The sequence below is a fragment of the Mycobacterium persicum genome (assembly GCF_002086675.1).
Classification (GTDB): Bacteria; Actinomycetota; Actinomycetes; order Mycobacteriales; family Mycobacteriaceae; genus Mycobacterium; species Mycobacterium persicum.
The window spans coordinates 17,849-39,514 of the sequence record NZ_MVIF01000050.1 but is presented as its reverse complement, the minus strand read 5'-3'; the positions used below and the strand labels follow the sequence as shown (position 1 = coordinate 39,514).

26 protein-coding genes are annotated in these 21,666 nt (G+C 67.3%); 11 read left to right on the top strand and 15 right to left on the bottom strand.

The features are described 5' to 3' along the window. On the top strand, nt 1-462 hold a 462-nt coding region (locus BST40_RS16135; protein WP_482805262.1), incomplete at its 5' end, for an Rv1157c family protein. Nucleotides 463-514: 52 nt separating this feature from the next. Here BST40_RS16135 and BST40_RS16130 read toward each other — a convergent pair. The 4 genes from BST40_RS16130 to BST40_RS16120 form a co-directional block, all read right to left on the bottom strand. Continuing rightward, the gene (locus tag BST40_RS16130; protein ID WP_064774821.1) at nt 515-661 is read right to left on the bottom strand and encodes a hypothetical protein; all 147 of its coding nucleotides are present in this window, start codon (nt 659-661) and stop codon (nt 515-517) included. Continuing rightward, complete coding sequence (locus BST40_RS16125; RefSeq protein WP_075547398.1) at nt 658-1,239, bottom strand: HhH-GPD-type base excision DNA repair protein; 582 nt, start codon at nt 1,237-1,239, stop codon at nt 658-660. The genes BST40_RS16130 and BST40_RS16125 overlap by 4 nt, the downstream gene beginning before the upstream one ends. Before the next feature lie 87 nt (nt 1,240-1,326). Continuing rightward, nucleotides 1,327-1,500 (bottom strand): DUF5302 domain-containing protein, encoded by a 174-nt coding sequence (locus BST40_RS28995; RefSeq protein WP_089025177.1) that lies wholly within the window; start codon nt 1,498-1,500, stop codon nt 1,327-1,329. A gap of 23 nt (nt 1,501-1,523) precedes the next feature. Continuing rightward, a complete protein-coding gene (locus BST40_RS16120; RefSeq protein WP_036401561.1) occupies nt 1,524-1,967 on the bottom strand; it encodes a PPOX class F420-dependent oxidoreductase in 444 nt (147 codons plus the stop codon). A 56-nt stretch (nt 1,968-2,023) separates the two neighbouring features. On the opposite strand from BST40_RS16120, the gene BST40_RS16115 reads away from it, so the two are divergent. Both BST40_RS16115 and BST40_RS16110 read left to right on the top strand, forming a co-directional pair. Further along, on the top strand, nt 2,024-2,539 hold the full coding sequence (locus BST40_RS16115; RefSeq protein ID WP_075547385.1) for a DUF1697 domain-containing protein: 516 nt from the start codon (nt 2,024-2,026) through the stop codon (nt 2,537-2,539). Beyond that, on the top strand, nt 2,536-3,372 hold the full coding sequence (locus tag BST40_RS16110) for a class I SAM-dependent methyltransferase (RefSeq protein ID WP_075547384.1): 837 nt from the start codon (nt 2,536-2,538) through the stop codon (nt 3,370-3,372). Before BST40_RS16115 ends, BST40_RS16110 begins: the two co-directional genes overlap by 4 nt. 4 nt (nt 3,373-3,376) lie before the next feature. Here BST40_RS16110 and BST40_RS16105 read toward each other — a convergent pair whose 3' ends face one another. Further along, entirely contained in the window at nt 3,377-3,742 is a 366-nt protein-coding gene (locus BST40_RS16105; protein ID WP_075547383.1) for an Rv1152 family transcriptional regulator, read from the bottom strand. A 37-nt stretch (nt 3,743-3,779) separates the two neighbouring features. On the opposite strand from BST40_RS16105, the gene BST40_RS16100 reads away from it, so the two are divergent. Further along, the gene (locus BST40_RS16100) at nt 3,780-4,493 is read left to right on the top strand and encodes an NAD-dependent deacylase (protein WP_075547382.1); all 714 of its coding nucleotides are present in this window, start codon (nt 3,780-3,782) and stop codon (nt 4,491-4,493) included. Between the two features lie 123 nt (nt 4,494-4,616). Continuing rightward, complete coding sequence (locus BST40_RS16095; protein WP_075547381.1) at nt 4,617-5,474, top strand: hypothetical protein; 858 nt, start codon at nt 4,617-4,619, stop codon at nt 5,472-5,474. Nucleotides 5,475-5,540: 66 nt separating this feature from the next. Here the strand turns inward: BST40_RS16095 and BST40_RS16090 are convergent, their stop codons facing one another. The 3 genes from BST40_RS16090 to BST40_RS16080 are packed head-to-tail and all read right to left on the bottom strand — an operon-like array spanning nt 5,541 to nt 9,197. Next, nucleotides 5,541-6,182 carry a class I SAM-dependent methyltransferase gene (locus BST40_RS16090; RefSeq protein ID WP_075547380.1) on the bottom strand — a complete coding sequence of 214 codons (642 nt, stop codon included), beginning with the start codon at nt 6,180-6,182 and terminating at the stop codon, nt 5,541-5,543. After that, nucleotides 6,179-6,868, bottom strand: coding sequence for a TetR/AcrR family transcriptional regulator (locus BST40_RS16085; protein ID WP_075547397.1), 690 nt, complete (start codon nt 6,866-6,868; stop codon nt 6,179-6,181). The genes BST40_RS16090 and BST40_RS16085 overlap by 4 nt, the downstream gene beginning before the upstream one ends. A gap of 7 nt (nt 6,869-6,875) precedes the next feature. Next, the gene (locus BST40_RS16080) at nt 6,876-9,197 is read right to left on the bottom strand and encodes an MMPL family transporter (RefSeq protein WP_075547379.1); all 2,322 of its coding nucleotides are present in this window, start codon (nt 9,195-9,197) and stop codon (nt 6,876-6,878) included. Between the two features lie 264 nt (nt 9,198-9,461). On the opposite strand from BST40_RS16080, the gene BST40_RS32565 reads away from it, so the two are divergent. After that, nucleotides 9,462-9,593, top strand: a complete 132-nt coding sequence (locus BST40_RS32565; RefSeq protein WP_116526608.1) for a hypothetical protein — start codon at nt 9,462-9,464, stop codon at nt 9,591-9,593. A 132-nt stretch (nt 9,594-9,725) separates the two neighbouring features. On the opposite strand, the gene BST40_RS16070 is transcribed toward BST40_RS32565, so the two are convergent. Further along, the gene (locus BST40_RS16070) at nt 9,726-10,478 is read right to left on the bottom strand and encodes a 3-hydroxyacyl-CoA dehydrogenase (protein WP_075547378.1); all 753 of its coding nucleotides are present in this window, start codon (nt 10,476-10,478) and stop codon (nt 9,726-9,728) included. 43 nt (nt 10,479-10,521) lie between these two features. Continuing rightward, nucleotides 10,522-11,610, bottom strand: a complete 1,089-nt coding sequence (locus BST40_RS16065; RefSeq protein WP_083154764.1) for a CaiB/BaiF CoA transferase family protein — start codon at nt 11,608-11,610, stop codon at nt 10,522-10,524. A 102-nt stretch (nt 11,611-11,712) separates the two neighbouring features. Between BST40_RS16065 and BST40_RS16060 the strand changes: the two genes are divergently transcribed. Next, nucleotides 11,713-12,522, top strand: coding sequence for an enoyl-CoA hydratase (locus BST40_RS16060; protein WP_075547376.1), 810 nt, complete (start codon nt 11,713-11,715; stop codon nt 12,520-12,522). A gap of 112 nt (nt 12,523-12,634) precedes the next feature. Beyond that, nucleotides 12,635-14,017, top strand: a complete 1,383-nt coding sequence (locus BST40_RS16055; RefSeq protein WP_083154761.1) for an NAD(P)H-binding protein — start codon at nt 12,635-12,637, stop codon at nt 14,015-14,017. A gap of 5 nt (nt 14,018-14,022) precedes the next feature. On the opposite strand, the gene BST40_RS16050 is transcribed toward BST40_RS16055, so the two are convergent. The 3 genes from BST40_RS16050 to BST40_RS16040 are packed head-to-tail and all read right to left on the bottom strand — an operon-like array spanning nt 14,023 to nt 16,838. After that, a complete protein-coding gene (locus BST40_RS16050) occupies nt 14,023-14,739 on the bottom strand; it encodes a CPBP family intramembrane glutamic endopeptidase (RefSeq protein ID WP_075547375.1) in 717 nt (238 codons plus the stop codon). Next, nucleotides 14,736-15,896 carry an NAD(P)H-binding protein gene (locus tag BST40_RS16045; RefSeq protein WP_083154759.1) on the bottom strand — a complete coding sequence of 387 codons (1,161 nt, stop codon included), beginning with the start codon at nt 15,894-15,896 and terminating at the stop codon, nt 14,736-14,738. The genes BST40_RS16050 and BST40_RS16045 overlap by 4 nt, the downstream gene beginning before the upstream one ends. 45 nt (nt 15,897-15,941) lie before the next feature. Beyond that, nucleotides 15,942-16,838 (bottom strand): hypothetical protein, encoded by an 897-nt coding sequence (locus tag BST40_RS16040; RefSeq protein ID WP_083154756.1) that lies wholly within the window; start codon nt 16,836-16,838, stop codon nt 15,942-15,944. Between the two features lie 35 nt (nt 16,839-16,873). Here BST40_RS16040 and BST40_RS16035 point away from each other — a divergent pair, with 35 nt between their 5' ends. From BST40_RS16035 to BST40_RS16025, 3 genes are read left to right on the top strand one after another with little or no spacing between them, the layout of a single operon-like run. Then, nucleotides 16,874-18,028, top strand: coding sequence for a type III polyketide synthase (locus BST40_RS16035; RefSeq protein ID WP_425270699.1), 1,155 nt, complete (start codon nt 16,874-16,876; stop codon nt 18,026-18,028). 3 nt (nt 18,029-18,031) lie between these two features. Next, nucleotides 18,032-18,532: an isoprenylcysteine carboxyl methyltransferase family protein gene (locus BST40_RS16030; RefSeq protein ID WP_075547371.1), complete on the top strand. Its 501-nt coding sequence runs from the start codon at nt 18,032-18,034 to the stop codon at nt 18,530-18,532. Continuing rightward, entirely contained in the window at nt 18,529-19,542 is a 1,014-nt protein-coding gene (locus BST40_RS16025; protein WP_083154750.1) for an NAD(P)/FAD-dependent oxidoreductase, read from the top strand. Before BST40_RS16030 ends, BST40_RS16025 begins: the two co-directional genes overlap by 4 nt. On the opposite strand, the gene BST40_RS16020 is transcribed toward BST40_RS16025, so the two are convergent. Further along, nucleotides 19,539-20,339 (bottom strand): crotonase/enoyl-CoA hydratase family protein, encoded by an 801-nt coding sequence (locus BST40_RS16020; protein WP_075547369.1) that lies wholly within the window; start codon nt 20,337-20,339, stop codon nt 19,539-19,541. The genes BST40_RS16025 and BST40_RS16020 overlap by 4 nt on opposite strands. After that, complete coding sequence (locus BST40_RS16015) at nt 20,336-21,484, bottom strand: thiolase family protein (RefSeq protein WP_083154747.1); 1,149 nt, start codon at nt 21,482-21,484, stop codon at nt 20,336-20,338. The genes BST40_RS16020 and BST40_RS16015 overlap by 4 nt, the downstream gene beginning before the upstream one ends. Nucleotides 21,485-21,666 lie beyond the last annotated feature (182 nt).

Here is a 21,666-nt window from a genome sequence, read left to right as displayed (position 1 = left end):
GCCCCCGAAGCGGCCCCACCTGCTCCGGCCGCGGCTCCCGGATTCGGCCCCGACGCCCCACCCACGCAGGACTTCATGTACCCCTCGATCGGCACGAATTGCCTGGCCGACGGTAGCAACGTGATCGCCACCGCGCTCTCGGTCGCGGGCCCGGCCAAGATTCCGTCGCCCGGCCCGGGGCCGGGCCAGACGGCCTATGTGTTCACTGCCGTCGGCACCCCCGGACCCGCCGAGGTGCAGCGGCTGCCGTTGAACGTCACTTGGGTGAACCTGACCACCGGCAGGTCCGGCAGCGCCACGCTCAAGCCTCGGCCGGACATCAATCCGGACGGGCCGACCACGTTGACCGTGATCGCCGACACCGGTTCAGGCAGCATCATGTCGACGATTTTCGGTCAGGTCACCACCAAGGAACGGCAGTGCCAGTTCATGCCGACCATCGGCTCAACGGTGGTTCCCTAATACAGCGCGAGGGCGCGCAGATGTACGCCGCTTACGGCGCGTCGTGCACCAGTCAGTACGCCATGAACAAGATTGCGTCGCGGTCGTACTCCAGACCGGGATGAACATCGGCAAGGTGTTTCTGGGTCAGCTCGACCAACTCGTCCTCGTCCTTGCCGACGATGGCTTCGCCGCACGGACACGTAATGTGTGTTTTCACGTTGCCGCCTTTCCCTTAACTGAAGCCTTCATCTGTTTCTTGTGCGAGCGCACCTGCCCCAGCGAGCGGGCGTCCACGATATCGGCGACGGAGATATAGGTGCCGGGTTGACCGTAGGGCCCGGCGGCCTCCCGCCAGCCCGGCGGCGTCACGCCGTATTGCTTGCCGAGCAACGCCAGGAAGATCCGGGCTTTTTGCTCGCCGAACCCGGGCAGCCCCTTGAGCCGCCGCAGCAACTCATCGCCATCGGGATCGCCGGCCGTCCACACGGCGGCCGCGTCTCCGCCGTAGCGGTCCACGACGATCTGCGCAAGCGCCTGGATGCGCTTGGCCATCGAGCCCGGAAAGCGGTGTATCGCAGGCTTTTCCGAGCACAGTGCGGCGAACTTTTCCGGGTCGTAGTCCGCTATCTCAGCGGCGTCGAAGCCGCCCATCCGGTCGGCGATCTTCTTGGGCCCGGCGAACGCGGTCTCCAGCGGAACCTGCTGATCAAGAAGCATGCCGACCAGCAGCGCGAACGGGTTGGAGTCGAGCAGCGCGTCGGCGGCCTGGTCCTGGGCAAGCTGCAGTTTCACCACCCACACAGTTTAGAACTCAATGGGCGACCCACCGGCAGAGCATCGGTACAGCATCGAATTGGCTTGCCCGCCAGAGGCTTTGTCGTGTTAGCCGCTCTTGCGGCGGAATTCCCGACGGCTCTCCAGCGGACCGTGTGCCCGCGGTTGCTTGGCGCCGCCGTCCTTGTGATCCGATCCACCCGCCGACTTGGCCAGCTTGCGGTCGAGGGCTTCGCGGAACTTGCGCTTGGTCTCGTCCTCGGAGGACTTCGATTCAGGCATACCCGGCAGCCTAACCCGAGTGTCTATCGTTTACCCGGCGGCAGACCGTAAACGTGCGAGATGGGCAGGGTCAGCACCACCCGCCGATCGGTGACCATCGCCTCGCGGTATTCGTCCCAATCCGGATGCTCACCGGCGATGTTGCGGTACAAGGCAATTAGCGCCTCTACCGTGTCGTCGCCGGGGGCGGCCGCCGGCGGCGTCAGCTCCGCGGTGCCCTCGGCGACGGCATAGGACCATCCGTCGTCGGCATCGACGAGGATCGACGCCCGCGGGTCGCGGCGCAGGTTGCGGGTCTTGGCCCGCGGCTCGGTGATCGATACCTGAAACACCAATGTGCGCGGATCGAAGTGATACCGCACGTTGGACAGCTGGGGGCGTCCGTCGCGTTTGATGGTGGCCAGCACTCCGATGGAGTTGCCGCTGATCACGGCCAGCAGTTTGTCGTCGAAGACGTGGCGTCCCATGCCCGAAAGCCTACGTTGCGTCGCGACGGTCCAAGACCACCTGGTGGAATCGGATGATGGCTCGATACGCGGCATTCCTGCGCGGCGTCAATGTCGGGGGCGTCAACCTGAAAATGGCAGACGTGGCCGCGGCGTTGACCGACGCCGGGTTCGCCCACGTGCGCACCATCCTGGCCAGCGGCAACGTCCTGCTGGAGGCATCCTTGGATGCCGCGCAGGTGCGCTTGACCGCGGAGGCCGCGCTACGCGAGCGGTTCGGCTATGACGCGTGGGTATTGGTCTACGACATCGACACCGTGCGCGCTGTCAACGAGCGGTACCCGTTTGAGCGGGAAGTCGACGGATACCAGTCGTACGTCACGTTCGTCAGCGACGCCGGACTGCTCGACGAACTGGCGGCGCTGGAAGCCGGCCCGGAGGAGAAGATCAGCCGCGGCGACGGCGTCGTTTACTGGCAAGTGCCGAAGGGAAGCACTCTGGACAGCGCCATCGGCCAAACCATGGGAAAGAAGCGCTACAAGTCGTCGACCACCACCCGCAACCTGCGAACACTGGACAAGGTGCTGAAATGACCCCCGCCAACGAAGCCTCCCAGCAGAAGGTCACCCTCACCGGAGTCTCCGAGACCGCCTTATTGACGCTGAATGCCAGGGCCGCGGAGGCCCGCCGCAGCGACCCGATCATCGAGGACCCGATGGCCATCGCCCTGGCCGATTCCATCGACTTCGACTTCGCGAAGTTCGGCCCCACCCGCCAGGACATTGCCTTGCGGGCCCGGGCCTTCGACGCCGCAACGCTGTCCTATCTGAGCCGACATCCATCGGCCACCGTGGTGGCGCTGGCAGAAGGTCTGCAAACCAGCTTCTGGCGTTTGGACGCAGCCCTTCCGGACGGCCGATTCCGTTGGCTCACCGTCGATCTAGGGCCGATTATCGATATCCGTACGCGACTGCTGCCGACGCCTGCCCGGGCGTCGGTGTGCGCCCAGTCCGCGCTGGACTACAGCTGGATGGAGTGCGTCGACTCCTCCGCCGGCGTGTTCATCACCGCCGAGGGGCTGCTGATGTACCTGCAGCCCGAGCAGGCGCTGGCACTGATCAGCGAGTGCGCGAAGAACTTCCCGGGCGGCCAGATGCTCTTCGACCTGCCGCCGCGCTGGTTTACCCTCTTCAGCCGGCTCGGCATCCGGACGTCGCTGCGCTACAAGATTCCGCCGATGCCGTTCAGCCTGTCCGTCGGGCAGGCCGCGGACTTGGTGAACACGGTGCCGGGCATCCGCGCGGTTCGCGACGTGCCGTTGCCCACGGGGCGCGGCTTGGTGTTCAACGCCGCGCTGTCGACGGTCTACCGCATGCCCGTGTTCGACGCGCTGCGTCCGTGCCTGACCTTGCTCGAATTCGGCTGAGGCGTCAGTTGTCGGGCACGTTGGTGAGATAACGCATGGCGTCGGACTTGGTCAGGCCCAGTGCGCGAGCGACTTCCACGTATTCCCTGGCCGCAGCGGCCATCGCCGCGTCGGTCGGGTCGAAGCGGGAAATGAAAGTGCCGAAGCGCCCGCGGGTTTCGACGATCGCTGCCGACTCCAGCTCCCGGTAGGCGCGGGCCACCGTATTGGCGGCAACCCCGAGCTGGCCGGCCAGGTCGCGCACCGTCGGCAACCGGGTTCCCGGCGGTAACGCACCGGCTCGCACCCCGTCGATAACCTGGGTCCTGAGCTGGTCGAACAGCGGCTTGCCCGCCTTCACATCGATCCGTAACCAGTCGCGCAGCTCCACCCACCCAGTATCTACCAGGCACGGCTATCTTTGTGGGATGCGAGTGACGGTGCTCAGCGGGGCGGGGATCTCGGCGGAAAGCGGCGTACCAACCTTTCGTGACGACAAGAACGGATTGTGGGCCCGATTCGACCCCTACGAGCTGTCCAGCACACAAGGATGGGAGAGCAACCCCGAGCGGGTATGGGGCTGGTATCTGTGGCGCCACTACCTGGTGGCCACCGTCGAACCCAACCAGGGTCACCGCGCGATCGCCGACTGGCAGAGCGCGGCCGACGTCAGCGTCGTCACCCAGAACGTCGATGATCTGCACGAGCGAGCCGGTAGCACACCAGTGCACCACCTGCACGGCAGCCTTTTTGAATTCCGTTGTGCCCGTTGCGGTATGCCTTACACCGAGGCGCTGCCGGTGATGACCGAGCCGGCGATCGAGGTGGAGCCGCCGGTCTGCCGCTGCGGCGGCCTGATCCGGCCCGACATCGTGTGGTTCGGCGAGGCGCTGCCCGAAGGGCCGTGGCACCATGCCGTCGAGGCGACCGAAGCCGCCGATGTGATGGTGGTGGTGGGGACCTCCGCGATTGTCTACCCGGCCGCCGGGCTACCGGAGCTGGCACTGGCGCGTGGCATTCCGGTGATCGAGGTCAATCCTGAGCCGACACCGCTGTCCGGGAGCGCGACGATCTGTGTACGCCAGTCGGCGAGTCGGGCGTTGCCCGGGTTGTTGCAGCGGTTGCCGTCGCTGTTGGGTTAGCTTTCGGGTCGAGCCTGCGGTCGTCGCATCGAAACTGCACACAGATCGCGGTTCGCCCACAGGAGCGCGCGCTGGGCGCAGTTTCGGTGAGCCGACGGCGGCGGGCCGCGCGATTCTGCCGTCATGGCCGGCGCGGAACCATTTATCGGCAGCGAAGCGGTGCGCAGCGGAACGCTGCGGCCCCACCAGCTGCGTTCCGGATTCCGGTTGGTGTATCCCGACGTCTACGTCCGGCGCGATCAGCAACTGACGCTGCGACACCGTGCGGTTGCCGCATGGCTGTGGTCGCACCGGCGAGGCGTGCTCGCCGGGCTGACCGCCGCCGCGTGGCACGGCTCGAAATGGATAGACGAACGCCTGCCCGTCGAATTGGTGTGGTCCAACGCGCGACCGCCACCGGGCCTGCGCACCTATGACGTGCGGCTCCGGCCCGAGGAGTACGACCTCGTCGGCGGCATCCCGGTGACCACACCGCAACGCACCGCATACGACATTGGACGGCGAAAGCCGATGGGCACCGCGATCGCACACCTGGACGCTCTCCTGGGCGCAACCGGCGTCAAGGTTGCAGAAGTCGCCGACGTGGCGGACCGGCATCGCGGTGCCCGGGGCTTGAGGCAACTGGAAACCGCGCTGGAGCTCGTCGACACCGGTTCGCAGTCGCCGAAAGAGAGTTGGCTGCGGCTGTTGATCATCCGCGCCGGTTTACCCCGGCCGACCACGCAAATCCCGGTGCCGACACTGGACGCAACCCGGATGTACTACCTCGATATGGGCTGGAAAGATGTGATGGTCGCCGTCGAATACGACGGCGAGCATCATCGCCGCGACCGCTGGCAATACACCAAGGACATCAGGCGTAGCGAGGAGTTGGAGCGGCTCGGCTGGCTGATCGTCCGAGTGGTGGCAACCGATAGTCCTGCCGACATCATTCGCCGGATCCGTGCCGCGTTGGAGTTTCGCGCGTCGAGCCTGCGCTAGTCACATCGAGCCTGCGCACAGATCGCGCTTGGCCGACGGGATCGCGCGCTGAGCGCAGTTTCGCGATCAGAGCAACGGACGCCGAGCCCGGCCCAGCGCCAGCTCCGACACCGGCAACGGCGCCCACGCGGGCAGCGTCCACTCCCGTCGCGCGGTGTCCACGTCGAATCCCGCCGCGACGATCGCGCGTTCGGTATGGCGATGGGTATGGCAGTTGCCGGCCAGTCGCGGCCAGAACGTCGCGTCGACGAACTGCTGAAGCCGGCCCCGAGCACCGGCACTGGCTACGTGCTCGAGATACCGCAACTGCCCACCCGGCCGTAGCAACGAGCGCAGATGCAGCAGCACCTCGACCGGGTCGTTCACCGAACACAGCACCAGCGAGCAGACCACCGCGTCGAAGGGCTCACCGGCGCTGAAGTCCTCTGCCGTATCGCCGATCACCATCACGGGAACGGGCGCGCCCTCGGCGGCCGCACGGGCTTTCACCGTCAAGTGCGGCTCGGGCTCCACGGCCACGACCTCTGTCACGGTCTGCGGGTAATAGGCGAAGTTCGTCCCGACACCGGCACCGACTTCGAGGACCCGGCCCGTCAGGCCGGCCAGATTCTCTCGGCGCAGATCTCGTAGCGCCTGGGCTTCGTGGGCGGCGATGATGGGCCAGATACGGGCGAAGAACGGGTGCTCGAACCGGGTACCGCGCGTCATACCTGCGCCGCCTCCGGCGAGCGATGCCGCATAACCCAATCCAACACCTGTCGAGACGTCGCGTGCCGACCCGCCAGACCGGCCACCATATGGCCGCACAGGACCGCGCTGAGCACCCGGTCGGCGAACGCCTCCGCGTCGTCGAACGGCAAGTGCGGCTTCGTAATCAATAGCGCGGCCACGCCGTGCACGGCGGCCCACAACTCCAGGGCAATCATGGTCGGGTCGTCCACGCGGTAGACGCCCTCGTCCATGAGCGCCCGAACGGAGGCGCGCATGTGCTGGAAAGCGGAGCTGTCCAGAGCCAGGTCGACGTCGCTGCCCGACCGCCACTCCCCCATGGTGGCCAGGCGGTACAGCTCCGGGGTCTGCAATGCGAACCGCACATAGGCCAGACCCTGTGCCCGCAGCACGTCCACCGTGGATGGTTGGCCGGTCGCCGCCCGCTCCATTTCACCGTCGAGTCTGGCCAGGTAGCGTGCGCACACCGCGTCCAACAGCGCGTCTTTGTCCTCGAAGTGCAGATAGATCGACGGCGGTGTGACGCCCACGCGTTGAGCCACCGATCGGATCGAGACCGCCCGGGCCTGCCCCGTCTCCAGCAGCAATTCGGTGGCCGCGTCCAGGATTTCGCGGCGTAGCCGGTTCCCCGATCCGCGCGGGGCACGTGAGCGACGCAGTTCCATCGACACCTCAACCCTTACCCGTCAACGCCGCGGGAATCGCCGCCTCGTCACTGCGGCCCGTTGTCCCGGCCTCATGCTGGACCGCGGCGCCCTCGCTGATGCCAAACCGCTCGTGCAGCCACACCAACGGCTTGGGCGCCCACCAGTTCCAGCTGCCCATCACGTGCATGAAGGCCGGCACCAAGACCATGCGCACCAGGGTGGCATCGGCGGCCACGGCAAGGGTCAGGCCCAGACCGAACATTCGCATGAAGGACACATGCGCGGCGATCAGCGCGGCAAACGACATCGACATCACCAACGCCGCCGCGGTGATCACCCGACCGGTACGCGCCACCCCGAACGCCACACTCTCGTCGTTGGCGGCATGCGCTTCGGCCGGTTTCGGGGTTGCCGGACGGGCAGCCCCGGAAGCCAGCCAGTACTCGCGGATCCGGGCGACCAGGAACACCTCGTAATCCATGGACAGCCCGAAGGCGATGCAGAACAACAGCACCGGCATGTTCGCCACCAACGTCCCGCTTGGGGTTGTGCCCAGTGCCCCAAGATGGCCGTCCTGGAAGATCCAGACCAGCGCGCCGAACGCCGCGCTCAGCGACAGCATGTTACAAACCAGCGCCTTGACCGGCAACACCACGCTGCCGGTGAGCAGGAACAGCAGCACCAGCGTGATCACGGCCATCAGGCCCAGCACCAGCGGGAGCCGATCGGTCACCGCATCGACGCTGTCCCGGTTGACCTGCGCCACGCCGGCCATCTCGACGGATCGCCCGGCCGGGCCGGCCACCTGGTGCAAGCGCGCGAGCTGGGTGTCGGAGGCGTGGGAAAACAGCGGGGCGGTGCTGTGCACGGTCAGGAACGCGCTGCCGTCGGCAAACCCGGTGGCTCCCGCCGGCGGACCCACCTTGTTCCCACCGACGAACGTTCCGCTCGGGGCGCTCACCGACGACACGTCGGGTACCCGCGACAGGTCGGCGGCATAGCCGTCAAGGTCGGCCGGAGTCAGACCGCGGGTATCGGGGATGACGACCGGAACAGCCATCGCCAGGTCATGGGCGAAGTTCTTGCGCAGCTGATCACCCACCTGATGGGCAGAAGCCGTACGCGGGAGCACCCGGTCGTCCGGGAAACCCCACTTCACCGACAGGAACGGCAGTCCCAGCAGCACCAGCAGCGCGACCACCGCCAGACCGATCGGCAACCACCGGCGCATGACGAACTTGGTGGACCGATACCAAAACAGTTGCTCCACCGGCTTGTGCACCGGCTCGGGGCGCCCCAGCATGCGGCGTATCAGGCGGCGAACGTCCAATGCGTCGAGGCGGGGACCCAGCAACACGATCGCGGCCGGAGTGATCACGATCGACGCGGTCGCCACGAAGGCGACCGTGGCCACACCGGCGTAGGCGAACGACTTCAGGAAGTACATCGGGAACGCCACGGTGGCCGCCATCGACAACGCCACCGTGGTCGCCGAGAACAGGACCGTGCGACCGGACGTGGCCATCGTCCGGATCAGCGCCTCGTCCGGATCACTGCCCTCGGCCAGCTCGTCGCGATAGCGGCTGATGATCAGCAGGGTGTAGTCGATGGCCAGCGCCAAACCCAGCGCGGTGCTCAGGTTGAGCGCGAAGATCGAGACCTCGGTGGTGAACGTCACCAGTCGCAGCACCAACATCGAGCCGACGACGGCCAGAGCGCCCAGCGCCATCGGCAGCGCCGCTGCCAGCAGGCCACCGAAGACCCACACCAGCACCAGGAAGCTGAGCGGAATCGCGATCGCCTCCATCACCAGCAGGTCCGCTTGATTCTGCTTGTTGATCTGGGCGTACTCCATGGCCGACCCGCCCGCGCGGACGGTGACACCGTCACGGTCGTGGACAATTTCGTCGGCCAGCGTCTGGGCGTTCTTCTGCGCGTTGTTCTCGCCGCCTTTGATGTTGACCACGATCAACCCCGACTTGCCGTCGGTGCTGACCAGGTCGCCGGAGGCCTGCGGCGGCCCCGTCCACGGTGATGTCACGTTGTAGACCAACGGCGACCGCTGCAGCTGGCCGACGACGTCGGTACCGACGCTGCGAGCGGCCTCGCTGCCGACTCCGGCCGGAGCGGTCACCAAGATCAGCATCTGCTGGCCGCTTTGGCCGAACTTGTTGGTCAGTACGTTGATGGCGTGTGCCGATTCAGAGTCGGGGTCTTGGAAACCCCCTGGCGACAGGCTGTTGGCGACCGGTATGCCAAAGACCGCTGCGGCCAGGAACACCAGCAGGGCGACCCCGATGATTCGGCGCGGTGCCGCGATGGCGAGTCGTGCGATTCCCTGCAACATGATGCGTCCCCTCCGGCGCCGGCGCCGGCCGTCCCCGAGCGGCCCACCGTATCCGCGGTAACTTATCAGCGATAACTTACAGGCGTCAAACAACGCCTGCCCTACTCACGAACCTGGGTACCGCTACGGTTCACCGGTAGGCGAAAGCACCGCCTGAACGGCGTTCCTACCCCGGACGCGCACCCTACCCACGGGTAAGAATTGCCACCATTTTCCGAATCGTGACTCAGCGATTCCTTAAGGGTGACTCCTACGCTCAGTGACATGTGGATCGACGACTCGAGTGCCGACGTCATCAAAGCCGACTTCGAGGCTCTCTACCACGGCGACATGCTGGTGGAAGGCGAGACCTCGGAGCAGTTCGAAGACTGGCACCCGCTGCCTACGGCAAGCTGAGGCACACCATGGGCATGCTTGCACGGCTACTCATTGCCGAACCTGCCATCAGTAGATGGTTTCGTCGATAACTGAATGCTTTTCCCCTACGTGAGCCCCCCGCGATTGCGGGGGGTTTTCCGTTTCCGGCGGTTAACGCGGCGCCATCCGGATCGCGCCGTCCAGACGGATGACTTCGCCGTTGAGCATTGGGTTTTCGATGATGTGCACGGCCAGCGCCCCGTATTCATCGGGGTTGCCCAGACGCGACGGATGCGGCACCTGCTTGCCCAGCGACTCCCGAGCCGGTTCGGGTAGACCGGCCAGCAGCGGGGTGTCGAAGAGGCCGGGCGCGATCGTCATCACCCGGATCAGATGGCTGGCCAGGTCGCGCGCGACCGGCAGGGTCATGCCGACCACGCCGCCCTTGGACGCCGAGTAGGCGGCCTGTCCGATCTGGCCGTCGAACGCCGCCACCGACGCGGTGTTGATGATGACGCCGCGCTCTTCCCCGATCGGCTCCGTCTTGGCCATCCGCTCGGCGCCCAGCCGCAGCACGTTGAAGGTGCCGACCAGGTTAATGTCCACGATCTTGCGGAAGGCAGCCAGCGGGAAAACACCGTCGCGGCCCAGCACCCGCACCGCGTTACCGGTGCCGGCGCAGTTGACGACGATACGCAACGGCCCCAGCGATTCCGCCAGATCCAGCGCAGCGCTCACGGCGGCCTCGTCGGTCACGTCGGCCTGCGCGAACCGCGCGCGATCGCCGAGCTGGGCCACCACGTCGTCGCCTTTGAGGTCCAACGCCACCACCTGCGCTCCCGCGTCCAGCAGCCGCTTGGTGGTGGCCAGTCCCAGTCCTGATGCGCCCCCGGTAACGACGGCCACGGCGTCCCTGATTTCCATGCGAGTCCTTTCGTTGAGCACCCGACCTACCGGTTGGTCGGGACTATACCCAGTCCTCGAGAACCGCGTCCATGCCGGTCGCCGGCGCCACCGGCGGCCGCGGTTGATCCGGCACGGTGCGCGAGAACCGCGGCGCCGGTCGCGGCTGCAGGCCGCCGTTCACCTCGTAGAAGGTGTTCCGCTCGGCGATGTGCGGCTCGGTCTGCACCTCGCCGAACACCAGCACCGGCGTCACGCAGGCATCGGAGTCGGCGAACACCTTGGCCCAGTGGTCACGGTCGTGCCGGCCGAACGCGTCGGTCAACACCGCCCGCAGTTCGGGCCACCGGGTCACGTCGTTCTGCGGTGGCAAGTCGGCTGCGTCCAGACCCAGCCCCGCCAGCATGGCGGCATAGAACTGCGGCTCGATGGCACCCACGGCGACATAGCGGCCGTCGGCGCACTCGTAGGTGTCGTAGTAGGGCGCGCCGCCGTCGAGCATGTTGGTGCCCCGCACATCGGTCCACATGCCGGTGGCGCGCATCGCCCACATCATCTGCACCAGCACGCTGGAGCCGTCGACCATCGCCGCGTCGATGACCTGACCTTTGCCGGAGCTCTGGCGCTCCCACAGCGCGGCCAGGATGCCGACCAGCAGGAACATCGAACCGCCGCCGAAGTCGCCGACCAGGTTCAGCGGCGGCACCGGCCGTTCGTCGACCCGGCCGATGGCATGCAGGATGCCGTTCAGCGAGATGTAGTTGATGTCGTGACCGGCCTGCTGGCTGCGCGGCCCGGTCTGACCCCAGCCGGTCATCCGGGCGTAGACCAGCCGGTCGTTGACTTTGGCGCAGTCTTCGGGGCCCAGACCCAGCCGCTCGGCGACGCCGGGGCGGTAACCCTCGATCAGCACGTCGGCCTTGGCGACGAGTTTGAGGACGAGTTCGCGTCCCCGATCGGACTTCAGGTCGGCGGTGACGATGCGCCGGCTGCGCAGCATGGCGTCGTTGGCTGTGCCGCCGCCGGCAGCAGCCGACGGGCGGTCGATACGCACCACGTCGGCACCCAGATCCCCCAGGATCATCGCGGCATGCGGACCCGGCCCGATCCCCGCCAGCTCCACAACTCGTAATCCGTTCAGCGGTCCTGCCATTGATCTACCGACCTTTCGTCTGCGGTGACGTCGTTCGCATCTTTGCAGCCGGCCGCGACAGCCCTGCATTCCGGTCGCTCAGGGTCGCATAGGGTGAGGCCCATGCCGCCGCAGGACGGGATCGACACGCTGGCGCCAGTCGCGGGACTTGACGTCAAGCTGGCCGACGGTGTGCTGTCGGTGACCATCGACCGGCCGGCGACGCTGAATTCCCTGACGGCAGCGGTGCTGGCGGGCATTGCCGATGCGATGGAGCGCGCGGCCACCGATCGGCGGGTACGGGTGGTGCGCTTGGGCGGCAGGGGCCGCGGCTTCAGTTCCGGGGCCGGGATGAGCGCCGAGGATGTGGTCCGCGGCAAGTCCCGCACCGAAACCATCGCGGAGATCAACCGGGCGATCCGGGCCATCACGGCGCTGCCGCATCCGGTGGTCGCCGTGGTACCGGGCCCGGCCGCCGGGGTCGGGGTTTCGCTTGCCCTGGCGTGTGACCTCGTATTGGCTTCCGACGAAGCATTTTTCATGTTGGCGTTCACCAAAATCGGGTTGATGCCCGACGGCGGCGCATCGGCGTTGGTGGCCGCCGCGGCCGGCCGCATCCGGGCGATGCGGATGGCGCTGTTGGCGGAGCGATTGCCGGCCGCCGAGGCGCTGTCGTGGGGCCTGGTGAGCGCGGTCTATCCGGCCGAGCACTTCGAAAGGGAAGTGGACCAAGTCATTTCGAGGTTACTTGCGGGCCCGGCGGTCGCGTTCGCCAAGACCAAGGACGCGATCAACGCGGCCACTCTTACCGAGTTGGACCACGCCCTCGAACGGGAGTTCACGGGGCAGTCGATGCTGTTGCGATCACCCGACTTCGCCGAGGGCGCACGGGCATTCCAGCAGCGCCGCACACCGACGTTCACCGACCTCTGATTGCCGAGTGCGCCGGACGCGGCGGCCTCTCGACTCCGGGACGAAGCGGCAATCCTTGGCGGCGGCGGCTCCGAATAACGGTGAACAACGAAAAAGACCCCCGGAGATCGCATTGTCGAGTGGACAGGTCAACTGCCTCGTTACGGGAGCGACCGGCTATATCGGTGCCCGACTGGTGCCGCGCCTGCTGAACGAGGGCCATCGAGTTCGGGCGTTGGCCCGCGACCCGAACAAGCTCGCGGACGTGCCGTGGCGGGACCGGGCCGAGGTGGCCCGGGGCGACCTCGGTGACGTCGATTCGCTCGTCGCAGCTTTCGACGGGGTCCAGGTGGTGTATTACCTGGTCCATTCGATGGGCACCGCCAAGAACTTCGCCATCGAGGAAACCAGGGCCGTGCGCAACGTCGTGGAAGCGGCGCGACGAGCCGGAGTGCGGCGCGTGGTGTACCTCGGCGGTCTACACCCCGACGGACGCAACCTCTCGCCCCACCTCGAGTCGCGCAAAGCGGTCGGCGAGGCTCTGATCGAATCCGGTATCGAGACCGTCGTACTGCAAGCCGGCGTGGTGGTCGGATCGGGATCGGCGTCGTTCGAAATGATCAGGCACCTCACCGACCGGTTGCCGGTGATGACCACGCCGAAGTGGGTGCACAACCGAATCCAGCCGATCGCCGTTCGGGACGTGCTGTACTACCTGGTCGCGGCGGCCACGGTGGAGCTGCCGTCATCTCGGACCTGGGACATCGGCGGTCCCGACGTCTTGGAGTACGGCGACATGATGCGGATCTATGCCGAGGTAGCCGGACTGCACCGGCGCTACCTGTTGGTGTTGCCGTTTCTGACGCCGCGCATTGCCAGCCTCTGGGTCGGCACGGTGACGCCGATCCCGTCCGGCCTGGCGCGCCCGTTGATCGAGTCGCTGGAATGCGATGCGGTGATGCGCAACTCGGATATCGACACCCTCGTCGCGCCGCCACCGGGCGGGCTGACCGGGTACCGCCAGGCCGTTGCGTTGGCGCTCGCGCGCGCGGCCCACGGACTGCCGGACGCGACCTGGGACTCGCCGCACCCCGAGCCCGCTGATCTGCTGCCCAGCGACCCTAAGTGGGCCGGCGAAATCGTCTACACCGACGTCCGCACCGCAGTGACCACCGCCGGACCCGAGGACATCTGGGCATCCACTCACAACGCCGCCAACAGTGGCCGGTGGTACTCACTGGCGTTGGTGCCGCGGCGCCGGCGCTCGCCGCGGCGGTGGACGGTGGCAGAACGCAACGCGACCACATTGCGGCTGGCCGCGGCCACCCGGTTTCCCGGGCCGACGTGGCTGGAAATCACGGTCACGCCCCGGCGAACCGACGGCAGCAGGTACACGCAGCGGGCGATTGTCTTTCCCCGCGGCATTCCGGGGCGGTTGTCCTGGTCGATGCTGCGGCCGCTCTACACCGCCGCGCTGCGCGCGTTGGCGCATGACATCATCGCGTCGGCCGGGTAGGAGATCTAGACGCCGAACAACGGCGGCAACGCGAGCACCATGATCAGGCCCCATACGACATGGGTCAGGACCGGTGCCAGCACACCGCCGGTGAAACGCCGCTCCCACGCACACACCGTTCCCAGGATGACCGCGGCGAATCCGAGCATCGGGTTGCCGGTGGCCATGATGGCGGCAACGTAGACAAGGGTGGACAGCAGTGCCGGATAGAACCGGCCCAAGGCGGTGTAGAGCGAGCCGCGGAAGAACATCTCCTCGGCGACGCCGTTGATCAGGGTGATCAGCACCACCAGCACAGATCCGTGCTCGGCAAATCGCAGGACGCGGACCGTCAGGTCGGACACGGCCGGGATTTCCCGGGTGACCAAACCGCCCAGGACAAACACGCCACCAAGAACCAGCCCCACCGTGGTCCCGGTGATCACCGGGCGCTGGTTGCGCCCCCGCCAGCAGATGCCGCCGAGATGCAACGGTCCCGACGCCAGCGCCCCGACGGCCCATACCACGGCCAGAGCCAGGGTCAGCCAGTGAAACGTTGCCTCCCCGGGCCGGCGACTCATCGACAGCCCCAGCACCGCCGCCCCGATCAGCAGCACCACGCCGACCACGATGCGCCGGCGCAGCACCACCTTGGGTGACTCGTGGTGCGGCACTGCGACATTGGTCATCGCGCGGCGAAGGTCGTGGATCGCCCGGGGGCGGGGTGCGGTGGACTGGCTCATACGAACAGAACTTTCGGAGTCAGGGTGATGAGGATGTCCAGACTAGTTCGCAGCGCGCCGGCAAGCGGGCCGGGGACGACATTGAGCAGCCGCAGCGTGGGTCGTGCGACGGGCGGTGTCACCGCACAGGCGAGCCGCCGGATGCGCAACGCATCACCACCGGCCCAGGAGGGGTCGGTATCGGCGAGGCGATGCGGATCGGCCAGCGCATTGACCGGAGCCGGCGGCGCATGCGGGCCGTCGGCCAGGGCCAGCGCGAGGGCATCCTCGATGCCGAGCAAACCGCCCGGCGGATCGGGCACCCAGTCTCGCCGGCCGCTGGCCGAGGCCCGCATCGGGTGATCCAGTGATTCGACCAGGTCTGCGGCCAGGCCCGGCGGAATGGGCAGCGCGGCCGCCGTGATGCGTGACGCTGTCGCGGTGTCGAGCCGGCTGCCCACCGGCACCGCCGCGTGCCATCTGCCGCACATGCGGGCATATGCCTCGAGCAGCCGCCGGTAGGACGTGGTGTCGGGGCCGCAGATGTCGTAGGAGCCCGCCGGTACCCGGTCGGTGTCGGCCGCGGCGACCAGGTAATGCAGCACGTCTCGAACGGAGATCGGGTCGATCGGATTGTCCATCCAGTTCGGCATCGGCAGGACCGGGAAGCGGTCCCCGACATAGCGCAACATCTCGAACGACGTCGAACCGGCGCCGATGATGATCGCGGCGCCCAGCCATACCAGTTCCGGGCCGTCCTGCACGGCCAGAGCCGTGGCCACTTCGGCCCTGCTGGTCAGGTGCTGAGACAACGCCTCGTTTTCCGGGGCCTCGGGCACGAAGCCGCCCAGGTAGACGATGCGCCGCACTCCGGCAGCGCGGGCGGCGACGGCCACGTTGGCGGCCGCGGCGTTGTCGCTGTCGCGGAAGCCGGGCTGACCGATTCCGTGGACCAGGTAATAGACCACGTCGACCTGACCGGCGGCGGTCATCGCCGCGTGCGCCGACGCGGGGTCGGAGGCGTCCAGCAGCACCGGTGTCACGTCGTCGAACCAGCCCAACCGTCGCAGCCGGGCCAGGCTCCGGCTGGCGGCCAGGACTTCGTGGCCGTCGGCGAGCAGCGCTGTTACGAGACGCGATCCGACGTAGCCGGTGGCGCCGGTGACCAAAATCCGCATGACATCCAAGCTAGCCGCGCAACGGCGTCGGCACCGGAACGGTCGTCAAGCGCCTAAACCGCGACGGCCGCGGAAGCTGCCGCGTTTCGCGTCGATCACTTCGATGGTGAAGCCGTGGCGGGCCAGCCGTTGCTGGAACAGCTCTGCGCTCACCTGACTACGCAACCTTGTACCGGTCTCGCGGCAGGACACGCGGGCCTGCGGAAGGATGACGGCCGGTGTCGCGTCACCGGAAGGGGTGAACCGGATCGTCGTTCCATCGGCGGTGACGGACGCATAGTTATATTCGAGCAGCTGGCCCCACCCGCGCGGGCCGCGGACCCAAATCACAGCATCGGGTTCCACCCGGAACTCGTGTCCCCGTTTGACGAGCGGAACGAGATTCCACCGCAGGAGCAGGAGACCCGGCACGACCAGGACGAACAGGGCGTAGGCATGGGTACGTTCCAGGTGGGCGTCATAGGACCAGCCGCTGAGCGCCTCGGACGTCCAGCCCACAACAAAGGTCCCCATGTCGGCCAGCACGTCATGGACGGTCGCGCGACCTGCGGACAGGTCGTAGACGATGGCGCCGGTGGCGCCGATGCCACCAAGCGTGAGGGCCACACCGATCAACAGCAACCCCCAGTTCGTCCGGGAAACAAAAGTCCCGTGCACGTCGGCCGCTTCGTCCATCGCCACCAGTGGCCCTCCCAGCGGCTTGGCCAGGCACCAGACGCTGATGCCGATCGCCGCAGCTAGCGCTAACAACTCCAGCGGACCGAAGGATTCGCGGTCGGAGTTGGCGATCGCCAGGCCCAGCAAGGTTAGCCAGGCCGCCCATCGCAACGCCCGTTGCCAACCGGCAACCCGCCGCACCGGGGTCGATTCCTGCTCCCCTGCGTCGGGCATGTCGTCGATCTCACCCGATTGGTACCCGTCACCCGGCTCGTGGTCGGCCATCCGGGGATCGTAGCGTCAGGGTTATTTCGCGAACTCTGAACCGATCCGGTGGCGACGACGTGACTCCCCACATGAATACATTCATAGGGGGTAGGCCGGCGTGCCTCGGTACGCAGCCACCGGCGGCCGATCGGACATCGACGACAACGAGTCCTTCGGTAGCCGGAGTGGCGGTGACATTCCCACAGCACCGGTACAGCCAGGACGAAACCATCGGTGCGCTGACGACCTTTGCCGGCCCCGAGTTTCGCCGGTTCGCCAGCAGCAGCGGGGTCACCACACGCCATACCGCGCTGCCGTTGTCTCGCTACGGCCATCTGAGCGGCTTCACCGAAGCAAACGACGCCTGGGTAGGCGTCGCCCTCGACCTGGGTGAGCAGGCCCTGCTGGCGGCGCTCGATGACGCCAGGGTCAAGCCCGCGGATGTCGATGTCATCTTTTCGACCACGGTAACCGGGCTGGCCGTGCCGACCCTGGAAGCGCGCCTGGCCACCCGCGTGGGGCTGCGCCAGGACGTCAAACGCATTCCGCTATTCGGACTGGGCTGCGTGGCCGGCGCCGCCGGGGTGGCGCGCGTGCATGACTATCTGCGGGGCTTCCCCAACCAGGTCGCAGCGCTGCTGGCGGTGGAACTGTGCTCGCTGACCGTTCAGCGTGACGACCACTCGGTGGCCAACCTCGTCGCGTCCAGCCTGTTCGGTGACGGCGCCGCCGCGGTTATCGCGACCGGGGCCGAGCTGGCTACCGGATTGCGGGCCGGGCCCAGGCTACTGGCCAGCCGCAGCCGCACCTATCCCGACACCGAGGACGTACTGGGCTGGGAGATCGGTAGTGACGGGTTCCGGATCGTGTTGTCGGTCGAGGTGGCGACCGTCGTAGAGAAATACGTGGCCGACGATATCCGCAATTTCCTGGGCGACCATGGGCTGACCACCGCCGACGTGTCGACATGGGTGCTGCACGCGGCCGGGCCCAAGGTCATCGACGCCGTCGAGAATGCGCTCGAGCTACCCGTTCACGCCCTGGATCGCACCCGAGACTCATTGCGCGACAATGGCAACCTCTCGTCGGTGTCGGTGCTGGACGTGCTTCGGGCCACCATGGCCGATCCGCCGCCACCGGGATCGTTTGGGATCATGATCGCCATGGGCCCGGGTTTTTCTTCCGAATTCGTACTGCTCGGCTGGTAGGCGATGTATTACCTGCTGATCCTGGCCGTCGGCGTGGAACGACTGGCCGAGCTGATCGTGGCCCGGCGCAACGCGCGCTGGTCTTTTGCCCAGGGCGGCAAGGAGTTTGGTCGTCCCCACTACGTGGTGATGGTCATTCTGCACACCGCGCTGCTGCTCGGCTGCCTCGTCGAACCCTGGGCTTTGCACCGGCCGTTCATCCCGTGGCTGGGGTGGCCGATGGTCGCTGTGCTGGTGTTGAGTCAGGGCCTGCGCTGGTGGTGCGTCAGGTCGCTGGGACGACGCTGGAACACCAGGGTCATCGTGTTGCCGCACGAGCCGTTGGTGCGGCGGGGCCCCTACCGGCTGATGCACCACCCAAACTATGTTGCAGTGGTGGCCGAAGGGTTCGCGCTGCCGATGGTGCACACCGCATGGCTGACCGCGCTGAGTTTCACCGTGGCCAACGCCATGTTGTTGACGGTGCGCCTGCGGGTGGAGAACTCCGTTTTGGGCTATTCATGACCTACGACACCGACCTGCTGATCGTCGGCGGCGGACCGGGAGGTCTGGCCACGGCGTTACACGCACGCAGGCACGGACTTTCGGTCATCGTCGCTGATCCGCGGGAGAGCCCGATCGACAAGGCCTGCGGCGAGGGGCTGATGCCCGGCGGTCTGGCCGAACTCATCGCGCTCGACGTCGACCCGGCCGGCATGCCGTTTCACGGCATCGCCTACGTCAGCGAAAATCGCCGCGCCGAGGCGCGGTTTCGCAGCGGTCCGGGCCGCGGCGTGCGGCGCACCACGTTGCACGCGGCGTTGGCGGCGCGGGCCAAAGAACAAGACACCGAATGGATTCGGACCCGAGTGACCGGTGTGTCGCAGGACGCCCACGGTGTGACGGCCGGCGGTGTGCGCGCGCGGTGGCTGGTGGCGGCCGATGGATTGCATTCGGGAGTGCGGCGGGCGGTGGGAATCACCGCGACGGCGGGTAACCCACGGCGCTACGGGGTGCGCCGGCATTACCGGGTGCCGGCGTGGTCGGAGTTCGTCGAAGTGCACTGGTCGCGCTGGGGTGAGGCGTACGTGACGCCGGTGGAACCGGACCTGGTGGGCGTGGCGATCCTGTCCCGTCGACGTCCCGAACTTTCGTGGTTTCCCTGGCTTTCCCAGCATTTGCGCGACGCCGAACCCGGGCGAGCGCGCGGCTCCGGCCCGCTGCGGCAGGTGGTGTCCCGCCGCGTCGCCGGGCGGGTGCTGTTGGTGGGCGACGCGGCCGGCTACGAAGACGCCCTGACCGGTGAGGGCATCAGCCTTGCCGTCAAGCAGGCGGCCGCGGCCGTGCAGGCCATCGTCGACGACGCACCCGCCTCGTATGAGGCTGCCTGGCACCGGGTTACCCGCAACTACCGGTGGCTCACCCGGGGTTTGGTGCTGGCCAGTACGTCTTACCCGGTGCGACGGGCCATCGTGCCGGCGGGTGCGGTGCTGCCCTCGGTTTTCCGGTGGGCGGTTAACACCCTGGCGCGCTAACGCGCCTTCCAGATCGGCTCCCGCTTCTCGGCGAACGCCAACGGCCCTTCCTTGGCATCCTCGGATCGGATCAGCGAACTCATCTCACGCATGGTGCGTTGCCAGCCCGCTTCTTCGTCGGTGATGACGCCGTCGTCGACCCCGTAGGCGATGCGCTTGCTGGCCTGCACCGACAGCGGCGCGTTGACGGTGACCCGAGCGGCCAGGGTCAACGCGGCGTCCAACACCGAACCCTCCCTGACCACCTGGTTGATCAGGCCCCAGTCGTAGGCGTCGGCCGCGGTGATCGGCTCGCCGGTCAACAGCAGTTCCATCGCCAATTTGCGGGGCAGCTGGTTCACGATCCGGAAGACGCCACCGGCAGCGGCGATCAGCCCGCGCTTGACCTCCGGCAACCCGAACTTGGCCCGTTCGTGAGCCACCACCAGGTCGCTGGCCAGCGCCAGTTCGGTGCCGCCGCCCAGGGCGGTGCCGTTGACCGCGGCGATGGTGGGCTTGTCGATGAAATGGTGCACGTAACCGGCGAAGCCCCAATCCGCGTGGTCGGGGTGGTAGATGTTCTCCCGGCGGGCGATCGCCTTGAGGTCAGCGCCGGCGCAGAACGACGTGTCGCCGGCGCCGGTGATCACCACCGCCCGCACGTCGGGGTCGCGCTGGGCTTCGTCCAGGGCATCCCCGACGGCGCCGCTGACAGCGCCGTTGACCGCGTTGCGGGCCTCGGGCCGGTTGATCGTGATGACCATGACATTGCGGCGGCGCTCGACCAGCGCCCCCGGCTGGCCATCGGCTTGGGTCACAGCAGCTCCAGGATGGTGGCGTTGGCCTGACCGCCGCCCTCGCACATCGTCTGCAGGCCGTAACGAATTCCCTTGTCGCGCATGTGGTAAAGCAGGGTGGTCATCAGACGCGCGCCCGACCCGCCGAGCGGGTGGCCGAGTGCGATGGCGCCGCCGTTGGGGTTGAGCTTCTTCTCGTCGGCGCCGATGTCGCGCAGCCAGGCCAGCGGCACGGGGGCGAACGCCTCGTTGACCTCGTATGCGCCGATGTCGCCGATGGACAGACCGGAGCGCTTGAGCACCTTCTGGGTGGCCGGGATGGGCGCGGTCAGCATGATCACCGGGTCGGCCCCAGCTAGCGCCACGGTGTGCACCTTGGCGATCGGCTTGCGCCCCAACGACTTCGCCTTCTCCGCGGACATGAACAGCAGCGCGGCCGAGCCGTCGGAGATCTGCGAGGAGTTGCCGGCATGGATCACGCCGTCTTCCTTGAACGCCGGCTTCAGCGACGCCATCTTCTCCATCGGAGTGCCGCGGCGGATGCCTTCGTCTTTGAGCACGGTATTGCCGTCCTGGTCCTTGATGCCGACGATCTGGTCATCGAAGGCACCGGAATCCTGTGCGGCTGCGGCCTTTTCGTGCGATCCGAGGGAGAATTCGTCGAGCGCGAGGCGGTCGAGGCCCCACCGCTCGGCGATCATCTCCGCACCAATGCCCTGGTTGGGGATCTTGCCTTCGTAGCGGTCCAGAAAGGACTTGGGATAGGGCCGCCCGCCGTTGGCCAGCGACGACCCCATCGGGGTGCGTGACATCGACTCCACCCCGCCGGCGACGACGACGTCGTAGTGGCCGGCCGCGACCCCGGCTGCCGCGAAGTGCACCGACTGCTGGCTTGACCCGCACTGGCGATCCACGGTCACCCCGGGGACCGTCTCGGGCCAGCCGGCGGCCAGCAGCGAGGTGCGGGCGATGTCGAGGGCCTGCTCGCCGGCCTGCATGACGCAGCCCCAGATGACGTCGTCGACGAGCTCGGGGTCGATGCCGGCCTTGTGCACCAGACCGTTGAGGACCTGCGCGGACAGCTCGGCCGGGTGCACCCCGGACAGCCCGCCGTTGCGCTTGCCGATCGGTGAACGTAGCGCCTCGACGATGACGGCTTCAGCCATGACTATGTCTCCTTTGACAGCGTGATATTGAGTACATTGTTAACCAATGTAATCAGCGGGCGGGGGCGGGGGTCGGACTCCAGGCTAGGTTGCCGCCTTGACGCCGGGGGCGATCGGTCTTTGTGTCGCCGCGTTGTGGCCGGCGAAATCCCCCACGATGAGGCGATGATGATGTGGTGCGA